Raw genomic sequence first — 20,649 nt, forward strand, 5'->3', positions numbered from 1 at the left:
GGCGGGTGACGTGTGGCGGCCGGCGGGAGCGGCCCGTGCCGCACCGCTGGTGCGGGAGGGCCCGGAGGGGCCCGGGCCTCAGCCCTTGATTCCGCTGGAGGTGATGGACTGGATGAAGGACTTCTGGGCGAAGAGGAACGCGAGGAGGACCGGCAGGACAGTGATCACGTTCCCCGCCATGACCGCGGACCAGCGCGTGTGGTGCTGTCCCTGAAATGTCGTCAGACCGAGCTGGAGGGTGTACTGCGTGTCGTGGTTGATGGCGATCAGCGGCCAGGTCAGGTCGTTCCAGGTGGTCAGGAACGTCAGTACCGCGACAGTGCTCAACGCCGGTCGCGACAACGGCAGGACGACCAGGAACAGCACCCTCAGCCGTGAACAGCCGTCCATCCATGCCGCCTCCTCCAGCTCCCTCGGCAGGGAGAGGAAGAACTGCCGGAACAGGAACACGGCGAAGGGTGTGACCAGGGAGGGGACGATCAAGGCGCCCAGGGTGTCGATGAGTCCGAGCTGCTTCATCACCAGGAACGTGGGGATCATCGTCAGCTGGAAGGGAATGGCCATGGTGGCCAGCATCAGGGCCATGAGTATCCTGGAGCCGGCGAACCGCATCCGGGCGAACGCGTAGCCGCCGAGTGCGCCGAGCAGCAGGTTCGACGCCACCGCTGCGACCGAGACGATCAGCGAGTTGGCGAACCAGCGGGGGAACATCGCGTTGCCGAGCACGTACCGGTAGCCGCCCAGGTCGATCTCCGAGGGCCACAGGGCGGGTGGGAAGCGATTGATCTCCGCGTCGCTCATCACGGAGCTGAGCAGGAGCCAGATCAGCGGGACGGCGAAGACCAGGGCGAGAGGGGCCAGCAGCAGGTGCCAGGCGCTGAACGGCAGCCGGATCCGTCCGCGCTGAGCACCGCCTGCCCGCCGGGCGGTGGAGGGGGAAGGGGAATCGGCTGTCGCGCTCATCGTGCGGCTCCTTCGAGGCGTCTGGTCGCGCGTGCCCGGCCTCGGGCGGCCCGTACGAGGCGCGGGACCGCGAAGACCAGGAGCAGCGCGAGCGCCAGCGCGTAGGCGGCCGCCGCGCCGTAGCCGGCGGTGAAGTTCTTGAACGCCTGCTCCCAGATGAAGTAGACGATCACTGTGGTGGAGCCGAGCGGCCCGCCCTTGGTCGTCACGTACACCAGGTCGAACACCTGGAGGGCGTTGATGGTCTGCCACAGCAGGAGGAAGGTGAGGACCGGGGTGAGCGAGGGCAGGACGACATGGCGCAGCAGATGCCACCGCCCGGCGCCGTCCAGCCGCGCCGCCTCGGTCAGGGAGGGCGGCACGTCCTGCAGCGCTGCCAGGATGACCACCACGCAGAAGCCGGTGCCGCTCCACAGCGAGATGGCCACGAGCACGGGAAGTGCCTGGCCGGGGTCGGTGAGGAAACCCTGGGGGGACACGCCGAGCTTGTGGAGCACGGAGTTGGCCACCCCGAAGTCCGGGTCGAGGACGAAGGAGAACAGCACGCCCTGCGCGGTCGCCGACACGACGAACGGTACGAAGACGAGCGTGCGGTAGAGGCCCACGAGCCGGATCCGACGGTTCAGCACGAGGGCGAGTGCCAGCCCCAGTCCGATGCTCGCCGGGACGTACAGGCCGGTGTAGAGGACCGTGTTGCGCACGGCCTGGCCGAAGTGCGGGTCCTGCACCAGGGCGCGGTAGTTGCCGAGGCCGACCCAGCGGCTCGGCGTGACCAGGTCGTCGGCCCGGAAGGAGAGCAGCAGGGACCAGGCCACGGGGACGACGCTCAGGCCGAGGATGATCAGGACCGAGGGCGATACGAACATCCAGGCGGTCGCCTGTTCCCCGCGGAGCCGGCGCCGGAGGGGGCCCGGTGGCGGCCGTCTGAAGGAAGGGCTCGACGCGTCACCGTCGGTGTCGTCACCGTGGCCGGTGTGGTCGCCGTCCGGGCGGGCGTCGTGCTTGCGCTCGGGAAGCGTGAGCGGAGTGGGCAGGCGCGGCATCGGGATCCTCTCAACGCGGTATGAGCAGGGCGGCGTTGGCCTCGTCCGCGCAGGTGCGCAAGGCCTTGACGGGGGTGCTGCGGCCGAGGAGCACGGAGGAGACGGCCCGTCCGAGCGCCTGCGAGATCTGTGGATAGGCCGGGTGCACGGGACGGACGCGCGCCGATTCCAGTGCTTTGGTGAACACCGGCAGCCCCGCGGTGCGGGACTCCTGGGCCTGCCAGGCGGGGAGCGCCCCGGTGTTCCGGCTCAGCGGCAGGCTGCCGGCCCGGATGCCCCAGCGCACGTCCTGGGCCGGCTGCGAGAGCCACGCCGTGAAGGTACGTGCCGCCCGTACGCGTGCCTCACCGTTGTCGAACACGGTCCAGGTGTCGGGTCCCGATATGGTCATCGGCCGGCCGCTGTAGCTTGGCATCGGCACGACGTGGTAATCGATCTTCGCCTGCTGGATGTCGGGCAGTTGCCACGGGCCGGTCACGGCCATGCCCATCCTGCCGGACAGGAAGACCCGGTACATCTGCTCGCTTCCCGGCTTGGGATCCACGTAGACGCTCCTGTCCCCGGCGAGCGCCGCCACCGTCTCCAGCGCTCGCACACCGGTGTCCGCGAACCCGATGCGCCTGCCGTCCTCGCTGACGACGTCACCGCCCAGGTCCCACACCATCGGCCACAGCCGCCACACCGTGTCCTCGTCCCCCACACCGGGCCAGCCGGTACCGAACCTGCCGCTCCCGGCCGCGGTCAGTTTCCTGGCCGTCGCCACGAATTCGTCCCAGGTCCAGCCCGGACGCGGCAGTGGCAGACCGGCGTCCTCGAAGAGCTTCTTGTTGCAGACCACCGCGAGGGCGTCGAGCAGCGCGGGGGCCGCCCGCACCCGGCCGTTGAGCGTGACGGCCTCGCGCGCGGGGTCCCAGAAATCGATCCGGGGGGTGGAGCGCATCGTGTCGGTCATGTCCACCACGGACGGGCTGCGCGCGACACTGGCCAGGTCCGAGCCGAAGACGTAGGCGATGTCGGGGAAGGAGCCGGATGCCAGGGCCGCCGTGATCTTCTGGAGCATCGCGTCCGCCAGGACGCCGCCACCGGGATCGACGCGGATGCCGGGATGGGTGCGGTTGAAGTCCTCGACCAGTTCCTCGATGGCCGCACGGCCGGTGTCCGTCTGCCCGTGCCAGAGCTCGACGAGCACCTTTCCGTCGGCTCCGACGCCGTCGCCGGTTCCGCGGGCGCAGCCCGGCAGTGCGGCCGCGGCACCGAGCGCCAGGCCCGTGCCGCGCAACAGGGCGGTACGGCGCGTCGGTCCGGCTGCGGAGCGGGTCGTGCGGGGTGTTTCGGCCATCTGGGCCCCCAGGGGAAACGCGGTGCGGCACGGCAGTTCACGCCGGACGTCGCTGCACGGCGGACGGTGTGCTGTGAGTGGTCACCGAGAAGGCGCGGTGCACGGTGGAGACGGGCACGACGCGTCGGAAGGCGTCTCCGTGTGAGGGGTGGGGGAACACACCTGCCCCTCACACGGAGCGTGAAGTACACCGAGACGGGCCGGGGCTCGTACGCCGACCGGCCCTACGGTCGGACTCAGCAGGTCTTTCGGACGTACCCGCTGTCACCCGGGGCGCTGACGTCGACGTCGCGCAGCACGACGCTGAGACGGCTCCCGAAGGCCGCACACGTCGCCTTGAACGCCTTCTCCTGGTACTCGATCACGATCACGTTGTCACCGAAACCCTCGGTGTAGTCACCGCATTCGTCCCACTCGCCGCACTCCTCGGCGACGGCGAAGTCGAGGCCCGTCTCGTCGCGGGCGAGGGAGAAGTCCGAGGTGTTCTTCTGCGCGATCGCCAGGCCCTTCCGGTGGGCGTGGTCGGCGAGCAGCCTGACGAAGGTCTTGGCGTTGGACTCACTGATCAGATCGGTGCGCGTGAAGGTGTCGAGGTTGTCGGGCTCGACGGCCTTGAAGCCCTTGGTCGCGCACGTGTCGATCCAGGTGTTGACCTTGGCGGCGATCCGCTGGCGCTTGGTGTCGGTCCGGATGTCCAGGATCGCCTCGCCCCAGCCCTCGTCGTAGACGATGTCACCGGCGGCGTCCCGCAGCAGGAGGTCGCCCCACTCGTCCTCCGCTCCCGGCTGGGCCTGGAAGGCGTTGACGTAACAGATGTTGTAGAGGCCCGCCGCGGGTGAGGCGGTGTGGTCACGGCTCACGACCTGCACCCCGGTGGGAGGCGTGTAGGGCCGGCCGATCTGGTAGTCGAAATTGCCGTGTGCGGGGGGAAGGCTCACAGCCTGGACCGCGCCGTCGGCGGTCGAGGTGAGGAACAGCGGGGTGATCAGCGCCGCTGCGACGGCGGCTGCCACAGGAACCCGTCCGTGGGACCGGACGCGGTTGATGAGGGACATCACGAGCTCCCGAAGGTGGGGGGTACGTCCCCGCCTCGGACTCCGCGCACCGCGCGGATCCTGGCGACTCAGTCCGGGCTGACGGTGTGTTGACCGTGGTACCGGTTGGGCGTACCTCTGGCGCCGAGTGCTCAACTCCGGCGTTGGATGGAGTAAAGCGATCACGGTTCGGCGTGTCAACAGGTCACGACGGATGATGCCTTCGGACGGATCGCCACCGCTCGGCGGAAATCGCCCGAGTCATTCCCACCTGGGGTATCCCCCGTCCACGCGCAGGGCGTTGATGCCGCTGATGTGACGGCCGCCGCAACGGTCCTGCGGGAGGACCAGTTGTGGCCCCGCGCGGTTGAGCGGGTTGCCGTCGACGGTGACCGCGAGCAGCACCCGGGCCTGTCCGAAGTCGGGATCGATCTCCGCCCAGGACAGAAGCGCGTGGTGGCCGTCCGCGCCGGACACGGCGATCAGGAAGCGCAGTCGGTCCTTGCGCCTGGCCGGGGCGAAGCGGGGCCCGGCGGCCATGAGCACGTCGTGCAGCAACGGCCCGGTGAACCGGTGGTGCTGGACGCCGCTGGTGGCGCACTCGAAGCTGACGTCGGACTCGTACTGCGGCCAGCCGAGCAGGTCGGGCACGGTCAGCCGGGCCGGACGGGCGACGTCTCCGGTGAGAGTGAGTTCCGGCACCTGGCCGGCCGTCGTAGCGGCAGCTTCGAGGGACTGACCCACGGGTACCACCTCCGAGGTGACCGTACCCGGGCCCACACCCCGTACAAACGCACATGCAAGCCAGGACAATGCCATCTCTTACTCATGCGAAGCGACAGGAGACTTTTCCCTGGCATCTGCGACAGTATGATCAGCACATGCGCACCCACCGGACCGGGGACGCGGCCGCCGCACCGGCCGGTGCCGGAGCCGGCCCCGGGGGCGCCTCGTCGACGGCGGGGATCGCTGTCAACGGTCCGCGAGGACCACTGGTGATCATGTCCATCAGGACAAGAGGGAGCGACCCATCATGACCCGTACCGCACGCCCGACGGGGCGGACCCTGCAGGTGGCCGGTGCAGGCGCAGCCGCCCTGCTGGCCCTGAGCGGCTGTTCGTCGTCGGACGACTCCTCGTCGGCGGCGTCGGGTTCCTCCGCGTCCGCCTCGTCGTCGGACGAGCTGTCCGGCACGGTGACCGTGTTCGCCGCCGCGTCGCTCAAGGAGAGCTTCACGACCCTGGGCGAGCAGTTCGAGAAGGCGCACCCCGGCACGAAGGTCACCTTCAACTTCGGCGGCAGCGACTCCCTCGCGGCGGGCATCACCGGCGGTGCCCCGGCCGACGTGTTCGCCTCGGCCAGCCCCAAGACGATGAAGATCGTCACGGACGCGGGGGGCGCGTCCGGCACCCCCGCCACCTTCGTGCGCAACCAGCTGGAGATCGCCACCCTTCCGGGCAACCCCGACAAGGTGTCCTCCCTGAAGGACCTCACCGATCCCGGTCTCAAGGTGGTCCTCTGCGACAAGGAGGTACCGTGCGGCGCGGCCGCCCAGAAGGCCCTCGACGCGAGCGGGATCGAGCTCACCCCCGTCTCGTACGAGCAGGACGTCAAGTCCGCTCTGACCAAGGTCGAGCTGAAGGAGGCCGACGCCGCCGTCGTGTACAAGACCGACGTGTACGCGGCGGGTGACAAGGTGGAGGGCGTGGAATTCCCCGAGTCCGCCGACGCCGTCAACGACTACCCGATCGTCCAGCTCAAGGAGACCGGGAACGCCCCGGCCGCCAAGGCCTTCATCGCCCTCGTGCAGTCCCCCGAGGGCCAGAAGGTCCTGACCGGGGCAGGATTCCTCAAGCCGTGACCGAGCTCGACGGCTCGGGCGCCGCGACCGGCCCCCTCAAGGGCGGGCCGCGGCGCCGGGCTGCCCGGACGGGTGGCGGCCGGGGAGTGCCACTTCCCCTGCTGCTGCCGGCGCTGATCGGCCTCGCCTTTCTGATCGTTCCGCTGATCGCGCTGCTCGTACGAGCTCCCTGGCGCAGCCTGCCCGAGCTTCTGACCAGTGCCGAGGTGTGGCAGGCGCTTCAGCTGTCCCTGGTCTGCGCCACGGCCGCCACCGCGGTGAGCCTGGTACTCGGTGTGCCACTGGCCTGGCTGCTGGCCCGCGTCGAATTCCCCGGCCGTGGCCTCGTACGGGCCCTCGTCACACTGCCGCTCGTGCTGCCACCCGTGGTGGGCGGTGTGGCTCTGCTGATGGCTCTCGGCCGCAACGGCATCATCGGGAAGTCGCTGGACGACTGGTTCGGGATCACGCTGCCCTTCACGACGACGGGGGTCGTGATCGCAGAGGCCTTCGTCGCGATGCCGTTCCTCGTCATCAGCGTGGAGGGCACCCTGCGCGCCGCCGACCCCCGCTTCGAGGAGGCCGCCGCCACACTCGGAGCCTCCCGGTTCACCGCGTTCCGCCGGGTCACCCTGCCGCTGATCGCGCCGGGCATCGCGGCGGGCGCCGTGCTCGCCTGGGCCCGCGCGCTGGGCGAGTTCGGCGCGACGATCACGTTCGCGGGCAACTTTCCCGGCCGTACCCAGACCATGCCGCTGGCCGTGTACCTGGCCCTGCAGAGCGACCCCGAGGCGGCCATCGCCCTCAGTCTGGTCCTGCTCGCCGTGTCCATCGCGGTGCTGGCCGGCCTGCGCGACCGTTGGATGAAAGCAGGATGACCGATACTCGCGACAGCTCCACCGGCCTCTGCTCCGATGTGGGTGAAGAGGGCCTCGACGCCCGCCTGGTCGTCGAGCGCGGCACCTTCCGTCTCGATGTGGCGCTGACCGCCGCACCCGGCGAAGTGGTCGCCCTGCTCGGCCCCAACGGTGCCGGCAAGACCACCGCCCTGCGCGCCCTCGCCGGACTGACACCGCTCACCGGCGGCCATCTGCGACTGGACGGCACCGCGCTGGAGCGTACGCCGCCGGAGTCCCGCCCGGTCGGCGTCGTCTTCCAGGACTACCTGCTCTTCCCGCACCTCACCGCCCTGGACAACGTGGCCTTCGGACCGCGCTGTCACGGCGCGAGCAAGGCGTCGGCCAGGGAACAGGCCGCCGACTGGCTCGGCCGTCTGGGGCTCGCGGACCACATGGGCGCGAAGCCACGCAGGCTCTCGGGCGGCCAGGCCCAGCGCGTCGCCCTGGCCCGCGCGCTGGCAACCCGGCCGCGACTGCTGCTCCTGGACGAGCCTCTGGCGGCCCTGGACGCCCGCACCCGCCTGGAGGTCCGCTCCCAGCTCCGGCGGCACCTGGCCGATTTCGAGGCAGTCGCCGTCCTGGTCACCCACGACCCTCTGGACGCCATGGTGCTGGCCGACCGGCTGGTCGTGGTCGAGGACGGCCAAGTAGTGCAGCAAGGCGCACCGTCCGACGTCGCTCGCCGTCCGCGCACGGACTACATCGCCCAACTGGTCGGCCTGAACCTGTACCAGGGCGAGGCCGACGGGCACACCGTCCACCTCGGCACCGGGTCCTCCCTCACCGCATCCGAGGCCATGTCCGGGCCGGTGTTCGTGGCATTCCCGCCGAGCGCGGTCACTCTCCACCGGGACCGCCCGGCCGGTACGAGCGCCCGCAATCTCTGGCACTGCGAGATCGCGGGCCTGGAAACCCACGGTGACCAGATCCGTGCCGACCTCACCGGCGACCTGCGTCTGGCCGCGGACCTGACCACCGTGGCCGCCGCCGAACTCGATCTGCGGCCGGGAGCGGCGGTCTGGGCGACGGTGAAGGCGACGCAGACCCACGCCTACCCCGTCTGAGGGCCCGGACCGGGAGCGCCCGTGCGGGGGTCTGTGCGGGATCGAGCGGCAGGGGAAGGACCGCGGGCCTGGCCTGCCCCGTCGGCCAAGCCCTGTTCGCACGGTGGGCGCGACTCCGTGGCCCTGGACCCGGACCCCGCTCGATGGTGCGTGGTCGTCGCCGCCCGTCGTGGCGTACGCGCAGGTGGCGTACCGAGGCGGATCCGTCAGGCCGTACGAGACGTACAGCCCTCCGTCACCGCTCGCCCGCGAGGTCGACCTCCTCCCGGTGCACCGGTGCCGGATCCGTCACCTTCGGACGGCGCCACGGCTGTGCGGCAGGCGCCGCCACCGCACGCCACCAGGTGTCCGAGGGCAGCTTCCCCGCCGGTTCGAACGGCTCACCGGGACGGGGAAGAGCCACCGCCTGGCCGGCCTCGTCAGCGACGTCCTTCATCCACTCACCGGGCTCCGACCACGGATGCGGGGCGAGATTGAAGGTGCCCCAGTGGATCGGCAGCAGCGCTCCGTGCGGCGCACCCCCCTGGAGGTCCAGATGCGCACGCAGGCCCTCGGCCGGCGTCATGTGGATGTCGGGCCAGTACTCCGAATAGGCGCCGACCTGGATCATCGTCACGTCGAACGGCCCGTGCGCGGCCCCGATGTCCTTGAAGCCGGAGAAGTATCCGGTGTCCCCGCTGTGGTAGACCCGGTGCTCGGGGCCCGTGACGACCCAGGACGCCCAGAGCGTGTGCTGCTGGTTGCGCAGTCCGCGGCCGCAGAAATGACGTGCGGGGGTAGCGGTCAGGTCGATGCCCGCGATCTGCGTGGTCTCGTTCCAGTCGAGCTCGTGGACGCGCTCCGGGGGAACACCCCATCGCTCCAGGTGGGCGCCGACGCCGAGGGGCAGCGCGAAGACCGTGTCCGTCCCCGCCAGGGCCTTGATCGTCGGCAGGTCCAGGTGGTCGTAGTGGTCGTGTGAGATCACGACGGCGTCCACCGGGCCGAGCGAGGCGAGCGGCAGGGGTGCCGGGTGCACCCGTTTGGGCCCGGCGAAGGCGAACGGCGAGCAGCGGTCGCCCCAGACCGGGTCGAAGAGCACGCGGCGACCGTCGATCTCGACGAGCACGCTGGAGTGGCCCAGCCAGGTCACCCGCAGGCCCGAGGACGGCGGCGTGGCGAGATCGGCCAGGGTCGTGGCATGGACGGGCACGGTGCCGAGCGGGGACCTGCGTGCCCGCTCCTCCTTGGCGAAGTACACCTTCGCGAATTCGAGCATGGAGCCGGACGGCCTGGTCCGGGCCCCCTCCGGATTCTGGAACACCCCGTCCGCGAAATTGGGTGAGCGGCTGATCCGCTCCATCCGTGCTCCCGCCGGGTCCGCCCCGAAGGCGCCGGGGCGCAGCGAACGGAGTCTGGTACGGAACGAGGGCTGGTCGTCGGCGCCGGTCACAACATCTCCTGAGGGAGTCGGTGTCGTCTCATTATGGTCGGGAGGCACGGCACGGCGAGGGCACCGCGGTGAACGGAGCAACACGCGTGGGCGTCACGGAGCCGTGTCGGAGGTGCCGTCGTGGCTGCCGTCCCGGGTGTCGCGTCAGGCACGCGGTCGGCCGTAGACATGGTCGATCCTCAGGGTCAGGACCACTCTGCGGTCCTGGACCATCGCGCGGCGGTAGTCGTCCCAGTCGGGATGCTCCCCCTGGACGTCGCGGTAGAGCGTGACCAGCTGCTCCACGACCACGTCGTGGGGGTCGGCCGCAGGCGGTGTCAGCTCGGCGGTGACATCGGCAGCGGTCCACGCCCACCGGTCGTCGCTGGTCACGTGGTAGCTCGCCCGTGGGTCCCGGCGGAGGTTGCGGGTCTTCGCACGGTCCTCGGTGATGGACACCCGGATCACCCCCTCGTCGGGGTAGTACGCGTGGTTCACGTTCGACAGCTGGGGCCTGCCGTCACGCTTGAGGGTGACCAGCACTCCGCCGTCGTACTGCCCGATGAGCCGGAGCAGTGCCTCGCGCCCGGGTTCGATGTCCGTCATGCCGAGTCCAACGTCCGTACACGCCGAAGGATTCCGAATCCGGGCGACGACGATGTCACATCAGGCGCCCTGTTCGCGTTGACAGCCGCGCCCGGGCTCCCAATACTGACTCGCTGTTCAGTAATTCGAGTCCGGTGATCCAGGAGCCGCTCCGTGCCGTCCCACTCCCCCGCCCCGCTGATCTCCCTGACCTGGACGGACCACGTCACCGGCACGGAGGGGTACCTCGTCGTCGACCGGCTGGTGCGCGGTGTGTCGAGCGGCGGTCTGCGCATGCGGAAGGGCTGCACCCTCGCCGAGGTGACGGGCCTGGCACAGGGCATGACCATGAAGGAGGCCCTGCATTTCGACGCCGACGACACCCTGGCGCGCTACGTCCCGCTGGGCGGCGCGAAGGGCGGCATCGACTGCGACCCGCGGGATCCGGCCGCCTACGGGGTGCTCGTCCGATTCCTGCGGGCCCTACGCCCGTACGTGGAGAACGTCTGGACGACCGGAGAGGACCTCGGCCTCGGTCAGGACCTTGTGGACCGGGCCGCGGAGGAAGCCGGACTCGTGTCCACCGTCCAGGCCGTCTACCCCCTGCTGGAGGACGAACGGGAAGCACGCCGACGGCTGTCGGACGCCTTCGCCGTCACTGTCGGGGGGATCGGGCTGGACGAGCTGGCCGGCGGGTGCGGAGTCGCGGAGTCCACGCTCGCCGCGCTGGACCGGGCCGGTGTGGCGCACTCCGGCACCCGGGTGTCCCTGCAAGGGCTGGGCACCATGGGCGGCGCGACGGCGCGGTTCCTCTCCGAGGCCGGGCTGACCGTCGTCGCGGTCGCCGATGTCAAGGGCACGATCGCCAATCCGGCGGGCCTGGACGTCGAGGCGCTCCTGGCCGCGCGGGACGCCCACGGGGCGGTGGAGCGCGGTGCGCTGCGGGCGGAGGATCAGGAGCTTCCGGGCGATGCCTGGCTGGGCGCCGATGCGGAGATCCTCGTGCCGGCCGCCGTGTCGTACGCCGTCGACGCCGTGAACCAGGCCTCGATCCGCGCCCGCTGGGTGGTCGAGGCCGCGAACATGCCCGTACTCCCCGAGGCGGAAGCCCTGCTCGTCGAGCGCGGGATCACAGTGCTGCCGGATGTGGTCGTCAACTCCGCGACGAACGCGTGGTGGTGGTGGACCCTGTTCGGGGACGTCGGGCCCGATGCGGAAGAGGCGTTCCGGCACATCCGCCGCTCCATGCGCACTCTCGTCGACCGCGTCCTGGAACGGGCGGCGGCGGACGGCTGCACACCGCGGGCGGCCGCGCACGCGCTCGCCACCGACCGACTGCCGGTGATGGCGGATCGGTTCGGCTGGTACGGGTAGCCCGTCGGCCACACGGCCCGAAACCCGGGCCAGGGTGTTGGCTAAGGTAACCGTGTGGCGAGAGTGCGGCTGAGTGTGGCGGAGCGGCGGGAGGAGCTCCTGCGCGCTGCCGTCGAACAGATCGAGGTCCGTGGTGTGTCGGCGGTGCGGATCGCCGACGTGGCCGCTGTTCTCGGGGTGAGCAACGCCCTGGTGCTGTACCACTTCTCGTCCAAGGAGAAGTTGGTCGCCGCAGCGTTCGCCTACGCCGCGGAGGCCGATCTCGCCCATCTGCGCAAACTGATGAGCCGCCGTACCAGCGCCGTCCGGAGGCTCAAGGCCGCCGTCCGCTGGTACGCGCCGACCGGCCAGGCCAAGGGATGGCGGCTCTGGATCGAGGGCTGGGCCTCCTCCCTGCGTGATCCGGTGCTGCGCGAGGTCGCCGCGGATCTCGACCAGCAGTGGAAGGCCGAACTGGCCGAAGTCATCGACGAAGGAGCCGCGGCCGGTGAGTTCCGCTGCGACGATCCGATGTCCGTGGCCTGGCGGCTCACCGCTCTCCTGGACGGACTGGCCGTCCAGATGACGTCGTACGCGGGTCCGCTCTCCAGGGCCACCATGCTGCGGTGGACCGAAGAGGCGCTCGCCCGCGAACTCGGCATCGACCGCGAGGCCCTGACCGCCTGACGGTCGTGGCCGCGGAGCTCCCGAAGGTTCGGCTGGCACGCCGCCCGGGGTTCCGGCGCCGGGGCCACGGAGCTGCCGGGTGCTCCGGCCCCGACCGGCTGGCCGAGGGCGGCCGTGGGGTCCGGTCAGGTCTGGCGCACCGGGGCATACGCCTCCCCGTCGAGCCCGAACGTCCAGGCGACGCCTTCCTTCGCGGTCCGGGTCCTGGGCGGTACCCGCAGCCAGTAGGTGCGGTGCGTTCCGTCAGGCTCGGGGGTGGAGTTGACGACTTCGACCATGACGACGTCCTCGTCGCCCGCCATCGCGATGCGCCAGAGGATTCCGGTCTCGTCGCGGTGCACCGGCTCCGCGCCCGACTCCGTGAGGTAGCGGTCGTAGCCGTAGTACTCGAGCATCACACGGCGGAGTTCGGCGTTCTCCTCGGCACGTATCCGGTCAGGCGTCAGGCTCGCCAGGCCGTCCAGGAATTCCGCCGGCACGGGCATGCCCCGCCAGGCGTACAGGGCGAACCCGTCCGGGTAGGCGAGGGCCGGTCCGTCGCCCCGGTCGAGCCGTCCGGCCTCGTCCCGGTGGAGCGCCTCGGGTCGCTCGACGATCACCACGGCGTGCTCGTAGGGCCACCACCACCCGGCGTTCCTGGCGACCTCCGCCAGTCCGGTCAGCCGGTCGCCGCGGCCGTCGAACGCCGCGAGCCAGGCAGCGTCGTGCTGGCCGAGGACCGCGTCGAGCAGCACGAGACGGATGCCGGACTCGTCCTCGGGCCGTGTGGCGAGCTCGGAGACCACTCCCGCCCTTATCCGCTCGGCCAGTGCGGCCGTCGTCTCCCACAGCTGTGCCCCGGTGGCGGACCACAGGGCGGACCACCCGGCCGGGCCCAGCTCGTCGTACACGCGGCGCCGTTCCTCCGCCCATGGGCGGGTGCGGACCTCCTCGCGCACCGATCGCCCCGCCTCGGTCAGCTTCTCCACCACCTCCACGGCCGCCCTCGGCGAATCCGCCCAGATGATGCGTTCCGGCTCCGTGAGCCCTGCGGCCCGGTAGGCGAGCCGCACCCCGTCCTCGGCCGCTCCCCGGTCGGCCCTGCCCGTCGCCGCCACCACGGCACGCCACGTGTTCACGTACTGCATCGGTTTTTCCCGTCCCCTGTCGTCACTGTTCTCCGACCCCACATCACCGGACCACCGCTCACCGGGCCGTCGCCGGCCCCGGACAGTCCCCGCCGCGTACCGCGAGAAATTCAGTCCGCGACGATGCGGACCGCGCCCGGGGCGTACTCGCGCTGCCGCACGACGCGGAACCATCCCTTGGGAAGCGCTATCGCGGCGTGCTCCTCGTGGACCACGCGTCCTCCCTCGGGGAGATGAAGCAGCATCGGGCCGAAGGGCCCGGCCTCCCTCAGCAGTCGGCCCGGTCCCCGCACCGCGTGTGCGTGGCCGGTGACTTCGCCGAGTGCAAGGACCAGCCTCCCCCGGCCGTCACGCGGTTCACCCGGTGCTTCGAGGAAGTGCGCGGGCACCTCCGACTCCTCCAGCGCCATCATCAGCACGTCGCCCTGCCGGTACACAGACGTCTCCCCTCCGTCCCGGCACCCGCTGTGCCGGCCACAGGGAAGACGCTACGAGAGGGGTCTGACATCGCAGTGATCGCAACGATCGGCGGGATCGGCGGGATCGGCGGGATCGGCGGGATCGGCGGGATCGGCGGGATCGGCGGGATCGGCGGGATCGGCGACGGAGCCTGCAACCCGCCCGGGACGCGGAACGGTCGGCGGTCCGGGGCCGGTCGTGTCGTTGTCAGTGGCGCTTGATAGACCTTGCGGACATCAGTCGCCTCGAGTATCAGGAGCTCAGTGCCATGTCCGACGCGGACCGTCTGCACGAGTTGCTCGGCCTTCCGGCCGTCGAATTCCAGCGCGAGGCCGAAGAGGCCGCGCGTCCCCCGGCCGGTGCCGTCGCCTGGCGCGTAGGCGTCGCTCCGTACGACTCGGACGTCACCTGGGAGGAGGAGTTCGGGGCCTTCCTCGAAGCCGTCGATCCGTCAGGTGTCGAGGCTCTGATCATCGGTCAGTGGGGGGAGTCGCACGAGGAGACCTCGGCCTATCCCATCGGTCTCGTCGTCGCCGCAGCCGACCGGCTGACCTCGCTCAGGGCGATCTTCGTCGGGGACCTGGTGGCGGAGGAGGCCGAGATCTCCTGGATCGAGCAGTCGGACGTCACGGCTCTGCTCACCGCCTTCCCGGACCTGACCCATCTCGGTGTGCGGGGCGGCACCGACCTGACCTTCCCTCCGGTCAAGCACGACTCCCTGCGTGGGCTCGTCATCGAGAGCGGGGGGCTGCCCGCGGAGGCGCTGCGCGGCGTGCTCGACAGCGAGCTTCCCTCGCTGGAGCACCTGGATCTCTGGCTCGGGGTCTCCTCGTACGGGGGCGACGTGGTCGTCCCGGACCTGGCGCCGCTGCTCGCGGGTACGCGCTTCCCCCGGCTGCGCCACCTGGGCCTGCGCAACAGCGAGATACAGAACGAGATCGCGTCGGCGATCGGGTCGGCACCGGTCGTCGCGCAGCTCCGCACACTCGATCTGTCGAACGGCACGCTGGGCGACGAAGGCGCTGCCGCGCTGCTCGAGGGCCAGCCGCTCACCCACCTCGCCTCGCTCGACCTCCACCACCACTTCCTGACCGAGCCGATGGAACGCCGCGTGGCGGACTCCCTGGAACCGCACGGCGTGACGGTCGATCTGTCCGGGCGCTGCGAGCCGTGGGACGACAACGGTCCCGAGGGCCGCTACACCGCGGTCGCGGAGTGACAGCGCGATGACCGACGTCACCCACCTCGACACCTTTCACGGCCTGCCGGTACACACCCTGTTCCCGCCCTCCCCCACGGAGCCGGCGACACGGCCTGTGGCCGACTCGGTGGCATGGAGGCTCGACTGCTATCCGTACGAGCTGCCTTTCGAGGACGTCTGGGCACGCTTCCTGGACGAGGTCGACACCACCCGGGTCCGGGCACTGCTCATCGGGCCCTGGTGGGAGGAGGACTACATCTCCCTCGAACCGGTCGTCACGGCGATCGTCGCCGACGCGCACCGCTTCCCGGCGCTGCGCGCACTGTTCCTCGCCGATGTGGAGAGCGAGGAGTGCGAGCTCTCCTGGCTGGAGCTGTGCGACATCACTCCGGTGCTGGAAGCGCTCCCGCTCCTGGAGGAGCTTGTCGTGCGTGGCTGCGGCGAAGGAGCACCCGGAGAAGGGAGTCTCCAACTGCGGCCGGTGCGGCACGAGTCGCTGAAGACGCTCCGCTTCGAGTCGGGCGGACTGCCGGGGCATGTCGTCCGCGCGGTCGGCGCGTCGGGACTCCCTGCCCTGGAGCACCTGGAGTTCTGGTTCGGCTCCGAGTGGTACGGCGGTGACACCACGGTGGCGGACCTGGCGCCCGTGCTCTCCGGGGCCGCGTTCCCCCGTCTTCGTCATCTCGGGCTGCAGAACAGCGAGATCCAGGACGAGATCGCCGCCGCCGTCGCCTCTGCACCGGTGGTCGCCCGGCTGGAGTCCCTGTCCCTCGCGATGGGCACCCTCGGCGACTCCGGAGCGCAGGCCCTGCTCGACGGCCAGCCGCTCAGCCATCTGTCCGGTCTGGATCTGCATCACCACTTCCTCTCCGATCCGTTCGTCGCCCGCATCGAGGAACTCTGCGCCCGGGCCGACGTCCAGGTCCGTCTCGACCAGGCGGACCGGTGGGATGCCGAGGACGACGAGGCACGCCATGTCGCCGTCAGCGAATAGCGCGAGGCCACGGCTCGCGGTCGTCGGCATCCCGGCCAACCGCAGGGTCGGCCTCTTCCAGGACGCCGTGCGCGCCGCCGGGCTGCCCGCCGCGCGCACGGTGTCCTGGCTGGAGGTCCTGCGAGGAGAGGCGGTCTTCCTCCCCGGGGAGGCCGTCCGCATCGATTCGCCCGGTGAGGACGCCGAGGTGGACAAGCTCCTGCGCGGGGGTGACGATCCGACCAGGGTCGAGGGCTCGTCCCGCTGGTACGCACGCTTCACCTCGGCCGTCCAGGAAGTGGCGCGGGCGGCCGCGGCGGCAGGCGCGGTGCTCCTGGACGGCCCTCAGGACATCGCTGTGATGTTCGACAAACGCCTCTGCCACGGCGCACTGGACGCCGCCGGGGTGCCGGTGCCGGACTCCCCCACCTCCGGGGCCGACGCCGCCCCCGTGCGGGGGTGGGCGGACGTGCGTCTGCTGATGTCGGAGCATCGCATGCCGCGGGTGTTCGTGAAGCCGGCGCACGGCTCCTCCGCCTCCGGGGTGATAGCGCTGGAGACGGCCGGCCGGGGGCGGATACGGGCGGCGACCTCGGTGGAACGGGACGAGGAGGGCCGGCTGTTCAACTCGCTGCGGGTGCGACGCTGCACGACGGAACGGGAAGTGGCGGCGCTGGTCGACGCCCTGGCACCGGACGGGCTGCACATCGAGCGCTGGCTGCCGAAGGCGTCGCAGCGTGGGCGTGCCGCCGACCTGCGGGTCGTGGTGGTCGCGGGGCGTGCGACCCACGCTGTCGTGCGGACCAGCCGCTCCCCCATGACCAATCTGCACCTGGGTGGCACGCGCGGTGACCTGGACGGGGTGCGGGCCGCCGTCGAGGCGGCGGGCGGCAGTTGGAGTGACGCCCTGGCCATGTGCGAGCGGGCCGCGGCCTGCTTCCCGGACACGCTGTGCGTGGGCGTCGATCTGCTGCCCGCGACCGGCTGGCGGCGCTTCGCCGTCGGCGAGGTGAACGCCTTCGGTGACCTCCTGCCGCGTCTGACCGGTCTGCCGGGCAGTGGTGCGGAGGGACTGGACACCTACGGCGCGCAGGTCGCGGCCGTACTGGCTGCGTCTCCCCACCGTGTCCGGCCGGGCGAGACCCCAGGGGAGACCGGCACCACGGGCGAGGACAGTGGGAAGACCGGCCCCACGGGCGGCGACGACCTGGACAGCGGCCCCATGAGCAACGGCCGCGGCAGCACCGGCCGCACGAGCAACGGCCGCGGGAACACCGGTGCGACGAGCGACGGCATTCGCCGCACCGGCACGACGACAGAGAACCGAGCAAGGAACGACCGTGCCATCGACAGACCCTGATCCCACGATCCGCGGCACACAGCCCTCGAACCCCGACATGAAGCAGATCGTGGGCAGCCACGATCTGCTGCTCGTCACCCTGGACACCCTGCGCTTCGACGTGGCCGAGGAGCTCGCGGCGGCCGGGCGCATCCCGAATCTCGCCCGGCATCTGCCCGGCGGGGTCTGGGAAAAGCGACACGCGCCGGGCAGCTTCACCTACGCCTCCCACCAGGCGATCTTCGCCGGGTTCCTGCCGACACCTGCCGCGCCCGGCCCTCACCCGAGGCTGTTCGCCGCCCGTTTCGCGGGCAGCGAGTCGACCGCGGACGGCACCTTCGTCCATGAGTCCCCGGATCTCCTCTCCGGCCTCGTCGAGGTGGGCTACCGCACGGTGTGCGTCGGTGGCGTGGGTTTCTTCAACCGCCGCCCCCCGCTCGGCTCGGTGCTCCCCGGCATGTTCCAGGAGAGCCATTGGGAGCCGGAGTTCGGTGTCGCCTCGCCGACGTCCTTCGAGGCGCAGGTCTCACGCGCCGAGCGGGTGGTCGCGGAACTCCCGGCGGAGCAGCGCCTGTTCCTCTTCGTCAATGTGTCGGCCCTGCATCAGCCCAACTGGTTCCACATGCCCGGCGCCACCGCCGACGCCGGGGACTCCAGGGCCACCCACGCCGCGGCCCTGGAGTACGTGGACCGGCACGTCGGGCGGCTCTTCGCGGCCGCGAGCAGCCGCCGCAGGTGTTTCGCCATCGTCTGTTCCGACCACGGCACGGCGTACGGCGACGACGGCTACACCGGTCACCGGATCGGCCACGAAGCCGTATGGACCGTGCCCTATGCCCACTTCTTCCTCGAACAGGGGACGCCCCGATGACCGGTACCTCGCTCGGCACCAGCCCGTACCGCAGCTACGTCTACGCCTACCCGCACAAGACTGCCTACCGCCCGCTCGCCGGCCACCCCGGAGGACGCCCGCTGCTCGGCGATCTCTGGGCGGCGGAGCGCAAGGACGCGCTCTCCCTCTATCTCCACATACCGTTCTGCGAGGTCCGCTGCGGCTTCTGCAATCTGTTCACCCGGATAGGCGCACCGGAGGAACTGACGACGCGCTACCTCGACGCGCTCGACCGGCAGGCGACCGCGGTCCGGGACGCGCTGGGCGACGACGGACCGGTGCGCTTCGCCTCCGCGGCGTTCGGTGGCGGAACGCCGACCTTCCTCACTGCCGGTGAGCTGGAGCGTCTCTGTGACATCGCCGAGAAGCGGATGGGCGCCGACCTGAGTGCCGTGCCGCTGTCGGTCGAGACGTCCCCCTCGACGGCGACGGCGGACCGTCTCGCCGTCCTCGCCGATCGGGGCACCACCCGGATCAGCATCGGCGTGCAGAGCTTCGTCGACGCGGAGGCCAGGGCCGCGGTCCGTCCGCAGCACCGCTCCGAGGTGGAGGCGGCACTCGGCCGGATCCGTGAGGCCCGCATCCCGGTCCTCAACATCGACCTGATCTACGGCATCGAGGGACAGACCGAGGACACCTGGCGCACCTCGCTGGACGCCGCCCTGGCCTGGAGCCCGGAGGAGCTGTACCTCTACCCGTTGTACGTACGCCCGCTGACCGGCCTCGGGCGGCTGGGGACGGGAGCGGACGGGCCGGACGCCGCCTGGGACGAACAACGGCTGCGGCTGTACCGCGCGGGCCGTGATCATCTCCTGGCCCATGGATACGAGCAGGTGTCGATGCGGATGTTCCGCCGCGTGGACGCCCCGCCCGCAGGTCCCGACGACTACGCCTGCCAGACCGACGGCATGATCGGGCTCGGCTGCGGGGCACGCTCGTACACCTCCTCCTTGCACTACTCCTTCGACTACGCGGTGGAGATGCGCGAGATACGGGGCATCATCGACGGCTTCACCACCACCACGGACTTCTCCCGGGCGGAGGTCGGCCGCTACGTCGACGGCTGCGAGGCGCGCCGACGCCACCTCCTGCAGTCACTGCTCCAGGCCGAGGGCATGCGCTCCGCCGAATACCGCGAGCGCTTCGGGTCGGACCCGTACGAGGACTTCCCCGCCGAGCTGGAGCTGTTCGCGGCTCGCGGCTGGCTGGACGATTCGGCGTCCGGCGGCTCGGCGTCCGGCCACTCGGTGGCCGGACGTTCAGCGGCTCCTGACCTGCTGCGTCTCTCCCCCGAGGGCCTGGCCCACTCCGACGCGCTCGGCCCTGAGCTGTTCTCCCCGGCGGTCCGGGCCGCGATGGCCGCCTACGAGGCGAAGTGAGCCGTCCCATGAACACGGACCTGACCGTTCTCTACCGGGGTCCGCTGGCCTCGTGCGACTACGACTGCCCCTACTGCCCGTTCGCCAAGCGGCGCGACACCGGGGAGCAGTTGCGGAATGACCGGGCGGCCCTGGAGCGGTTCACCGCGTGGGCCGCCGCACGGACCGGTGGCCGGCTGTCCGTGCTGTTCACCCCCTGGGGGGAGGGCCTGGTGCGGTCCTGGTACAGGAGGGCGCTCGTCGAGATGTCCCGGCTGCCCCATGTCAGCCGGGTCGCCATCCAGACCAACCTCAGCTGCCGCACCGGCTGGCTGGCCGAGGCGGACCGCGACAAGGTCGCCCTGTGGTGCACCTACCATCCCGGTCAGACGCCGTACGAGCGGTTCCTCGCCCGGTGCCGGGAGCTCACGGCCCTCGGGGTGCGTCACAGCGTCGGGATCGTCGGTCTCGACGAACACCTAGAGGAGGCCCGGCGTCTGCGTTCGGCGCTGCCGCCCGAGGTGTATCTCTGGGTCAACGCCGCCGAGGGGCACACCTATACGGACGAGCAGGCGGACCGCTGGACGGCCCTGGACCCGCTGTTCCCGTACAGCAGGCACCCGCACCGCTCCGCCGGGCTGCCCTGCCGGACCGGCGAGTCGGTCGTGTCCGTGGACGGTGACGGGACGGTGCGCCGCTGCCACTTCGTCCGTGCCGAGCTGGGCAATCTCTACGACGGCAGCTACCGGGACGCGCTCGGCCCGCGCGGCTGCCCGCTCGATGTGTGCGACTGCCACATCGGCTATGTGCACCTGGAGACGCTGCCGTTGTACGACGTCTTCGCGGGCGGAGTGCTGGAGCGGATACCCGCGGACCCGGCGCGGGTGCTCGCGGACCCGGCACAGGTGCTCGCGCGCCCTGCACTGGTGCCCGTCTGCACGCCCTCACCCGCCGGACCGGTGCCGGCAGCCGCTCCGGACGGACCCGTGTCACCAGGCCCGTCCCGGAGTCTGCTCCCGTTCGTCGGCCGCTGACGGGAAGCGTCGGGGTCCGACAGCCCCGGAGGGTCGGCGGAGTCCGAC

19 protein-coding genes and 1 pseudogene are annotated in these 20,649 nt (G+C 71.0%); 11 read left to right on the forward strand and 9 right to left on the reverse strand.

All coding sequences use genetic code 11. The features are described from left to right. Positions 1–78: 78 nt before the first annotated feature. The 5 genes from P8A20_RS03245 to P8A20_RS03265 all read right to left on the reverse strand — a co-directional run bounded on the left by P8A20_RS03245 (position 79) and on the right by P8A20_RS03265 (position 5,123). Positions 79–963: a carbohydrate ABC transporter permease gene (locus P8A20_RS03245; protein ID WP_306102807.1), complete on the reverse strand. Its 885-nt coding sequence runs from the start codon at positions 961–963 to the stop codon at positions 79–81. Then, complete coding sequence (locus tag P8A20_RS03250) at positions 960–2,006, reverse strand: carbohydrate ABC transporter permease (protein ID WP_147961312.1); 1,047 nt, start codon at positions 2,004–2,006, stop codon at positions 960–962. The genes P8A20_RS03245 and P8A20_RS03250 overlap by 4 nt, the downstream gene beginning before the upstream one ends. 10 nt (positions 2,007–2,016) lie before the next feature. Then, complete coding sequence (locus P8A20_RS03255) at positions 2,017–3,345, reverse strand: ABC transporter substrate-binding protein (protein WP_147961311.1); 1,329 nt, start codon at positions 3,343–3,345, stop codon at positions 2,017–2,019. 236 nt (positions 3,346–3,581) lie between these two features. Then, entirely contained in the window at positions 3,582–4,400 is an 819-nt protein-coding gene (locus P8A20_RS03260; protein ID WP_147961310.1) for an endo alpha-1,4 polygalactosaminidase, read from the reverse strand. Between the two features lie 240 nt (positions 4,401–4,640). Further along, positions 4,641–5,123, reverse strand: a complete 483-nt coding sequence (locus P8A20_RS03265; protein ID WP_147961309.1) for a molybdopterin-dependent oxidoreductase — start codon at positions 5,121–5,123, stop codon at positions 4,641–4,643. A gap of 289 nt (positions 5,124–5,412) precedes the next feature. Here P8A20_RS03265 and modA point away from each other — a divergent pair, with 289 nt between their 5' ends. Genes modA through P8A20_RS03280 form a run of 3 tightly spaced genes read left to right on the forward strand, consistent with a single transcriptional unit; the run spans position 5,413 to position 8,182 of the window. Beyond that, a complete protein-coding gene (modA, locus tag P8A20_RS03270) occupies positions 5,413–6,240 on the forward strand; it encodes a molybdate ABC transporter substrate-binding protein (RefSeq protein ID WP_147961308.1) in 828 nt (275 codons plus the stop codon). Beyond that, positions 6,237–7,097: a molybdate ABC transporter permease subunit gene (gene modB / locus P8A20_RS03275; RefSeq protein ID WP_147961307.1), complete on the forward strand. Its 861-nt coding sequence runs from the start codon at positions 6,237–6,239 to the stop codon at positions 7,095–7,097. Before modA ends, modB begins: the two co-directional genes overlap by 4 nt. After that, positions 7,094–8,182 carry an ABC transporter ATP-binding protein gene (locus P8A20_RS03280; protein WP_306102808.1) on the forward strand — a complete coding sequence of 363 codons (1,089 nt, stop codon included), beginning with the start codon at positions 7,094–7,096 and terminating at the stop codon, positions 8,180–8,182. The genes modB and P8A20_RS03280 overlap by 4 nt, the downstream gene beginning before the upstream one ends. 235 nt (positions 8,183–8,417) lie before the next feature. Here P8A20_RS03280 and P8A20_RS03285 read toward each other — a convergent pair whose 3' ends face one another. Continuing rightward, positions 8,418–9,614 (reverse strand): MBL fold metallo-hydrolase, encoded by a 1,197-nt coding sequence (locus P8A20_RS03285; RefSeq protein ID WP_306102809.1) that lies wholly within the window; start codon positions 9,612–9,614, stop codon positions 8,418–8,420. 144 nt (positions 9,615–9,758) lie between these two features. Next, the gene (locus tag P8A20_RS03290) at positions 9,759–10,199 is read right to left on the reverse strand and encodes a PPOX class F420-dependent oxidoreductase (protein ID WP_147961192.1); all 441 of its coding nucleotides are present in this window, start codon (positions 10,197–10,199) and stop codon (positions 9,759–9,761) included. A 153-nt stretch (positions 10,200–10,352) separates the two neighbouring features. Between P8A20_RS03290 and P8A20_RS03295 the strand changes: the two genes are divergently transcribed. Together P8A20_RS03295 and P8A20_RS03300 are read left to right on the forward strand one after the other, a co-directional pair. Continuing rightward, the gene (locus P8A20_RS03295; RefSeq protein WP_306102810.1) at positions 10,353–11,552 is read left to right on the forward strand and encodes a glutamate dehydrogenase; all 1,200 of its coding nucleotides are present in this window, start codon (positions 10,353–10,355) and stop codon (positions 11,550–11,552) included. A 75-nt stretch (positions 11,553–11,627) separates the two neighbouring features. Next, entirely contained in the window at positions 11,628–12,218 is a 591-nt protein-coding gene (locus P8A20_RS03300) for a TetR/AcrR family transcriptional regulator (protein WP_147961225.1), read from the forward strand. Between the two features lie 125 nt (positions 12,219–12,343). On the opposite strand, the gene P8A20_RS03305 is transcribed toward P8A20_RS03300, so the two are convergent. Together P8A20_RS03305 and P8A20_RS03310 are read right to left on the reverse strand one after the other, a co-directional pair. Beyond that, complete coding sequence (locus P8A20_RS03305; RefSeq protein WP_147961190.1) at positions 12,344–13,345, reverse strand: DUF6745 domain-containing protein; 1,002 nt, start codon at positions 13,343–13,345, stop codon at positions 12,344–12,346. 110 nt (positions 13,346–13,455) lie between these two features. Continuing rightward, positions 13,456–13,782 carry a DUF8820 family protein gene (locus tag P8A20_RS03310; protein ID WP_306102811.1) on the reverse strand — a complete coding sequence of 109 codons (327 nt, stop codon included), beginning with the start codon at positions 13,780–13,782 and terminating at the stop codon, positions 13,456–13,458. A gap of 290 nt (positions 13,783–14,072) precedes the next feature. Between P8A20_RS03310 and P8A20_RS03315 the strand changes: the two genes are divergently transcribed. From P8A20_RS03315 to P8A20_RS03340, 6 genes and pseudogenes are all read left to right on the forward strand, one after another. Then, positions 14,073–15,023, forward strand: coding sequence for an STM4015 family protein (locus P8A20_RS03315; RefSeq protein WP_306102812.1), 951 nt, complete (start codon positions 14,073–14,075; stop codon positions 15,021–15,023). Between the two features lie 7 nt (positions 15,024–15,030). Then, positions 15,031–15,999 carry an STM4015 family protein gene (locus tag P8A20_RS03320; protein ID WP_306102813.1) on the forward strand — a complete coding sequence of 323 codons (969 nt, stop codon included), beginning with the start codon at positions 15,031–15,033 and terminating at the stop codon, positions 15,997–15,999. Beyond that, positions 15,980–17,104 (forward strand): annotated as a pseudogene (locus P8A20_RS03325) (STM4014 family protein); the annotation flags it as partial. The gene P8A20_RS03320 and the pseudogene P8A20_RS03325, both read left to right, overlap by 20 nt. 271 nt (positions 17,105–17,375) lie before the next feature. Then, positions 17,376–18,188, forward strand: a complete 813-nt coding sequence (locus P8A20_RS03330; RefSeq protein WP_147961224.1) for an STM4013/SEN3800 family hydrolase — start codon at positions 17,376–17,378, stop codon at positions 18,186–18,188. Further along, the gene (locus P8A20_RS03335; RefSeq protein ID WP_147961186.1) at positions 18,185–19,588 is read left to right on the forward strand and encodes an STM4012 family radical SAM protein; all 1,404 of its coding nucleotides are present in this window, start codon (positions 18,185–18,187) and stop codon (positions 19,586–19,588) included. Before P8A20_RS03330 ends, P8A20_RS03335 begins: the two co-directional genes overlap by 4 nt. An 8-nt stretch (positions 19,589–19,596) precedes the next feature. Then, positions 19,597–20,601, forward strand: a complete 1,005-nt coding sequence (locus P8A20_RS03340; protein WP_147961185.1) for an STM4011 family radical SAM protein — start codon at positions 19,597–19,599, stop codon at positions 20,599–20,601. Positions 20,602–20,649 lie beyond the last annotated feature (48 nt).

This window comes from Streptomyces sp. Alt3, assembly GCF_030719215.1.
Classification (GTDB): Bacteria; Actinomycetota; Actinomycetes; order Streptomycetales; family Streptomycetaceae; genus Streptomyces; species Streptomyces glycanivorans.

Bases quoted from the DNA above. Each gene is read 5' to 3' on its own strand.
- P8A20_RS03245 (WP_306102807.1), bottom strand. From the start codon at position 963: ATGAGCGCGACAGCCGATTCCCCTTCCCCCTCCACCGCCCGGCGGGCA.
- P8A20_RS03250 (WP_147961312.1), bottom strand. From the start codon at position 2,006: ATGCCGCGCCTGCCCACTCCGCTCACGCTTCCCGAGCGCAAGCACGAC.
- P8A20_RS03255 (WP_147961311.1), bottom strand. From the start codon at position 3,345: ATGGCCGAAACACCCCGCACGACCCGCTCCGCAGCCGGACCGACGCGC.
- P8A20_RS03260 (WP_147961310.1), bottom strand. From the start codon at position 4,400: ATGTCCCTCATCAACCGCGTCCGGTCCCACGGACGGGTTCCTGTGGCA.
- modA (WP_147961308.1), top strand. From the start codon at position 5,413: ATGACCCGTACCGCACGCCCGACGGGGCGGACCCTGCAGGTGGCCGGT.
- P8A20_RS03280 (WP_306102808.1), top strand. From the start codon at position 7,094: ATGACCGATACTCGCGACAGCTCCACCGGCCTCTGCTCCGATGTGGGT.
- P8A20_RS03290 (WP_147961192.1), bottom strand. From the start codon at position 10,199: ATGACGGACATCGAACCCGGGCGCGAGGCACTGCTCCGGCTCATCGGG.
- P8A20_RS03305 (WP_147961190.1), bottom strand. From the start codon at position 13,345: ATGCAGTACGTGAACACGTGGCGTGCCGTGGTGGCGGCGACGGGCAGG.
- P8A20_RS03315 (WP_306102812.1), top strand. From the start codon at position 14,073: ATGTCCGACGCGGACCGTCTGCACGAGTTGCTCGGCCTTCCGGCCGTC.
- P8A20_RS03320 (WP_306102813.1), top strand. From the start codon at position 15,031: ATGACCGACGTCACCCACCTCGACACCTTTCACGGCCTGCCGGTACAC.
- P8A20_RS03330 (WP_147961224.1), top strand. From the start codon at position 17,376: ATGAAGCAGATCGTGGGCAGCCACGATCTGCTGCTCGTCACCCTGGAC.
- P8A20_RS03335 (WP_147961186.1), top strand. From the start codon at position 18,185: ATGACCGGTACCTCGCTCGGCACCAGCCCGTACCGCAGCTACGTCTAC.
- P8A20_RS03340 (WP_147961185.1), top strand. From the start codon at position 19,597: ATGAACACGGACCTGACCGTTCTCTACCGGGGTCCGCTGGCCTCGTGC.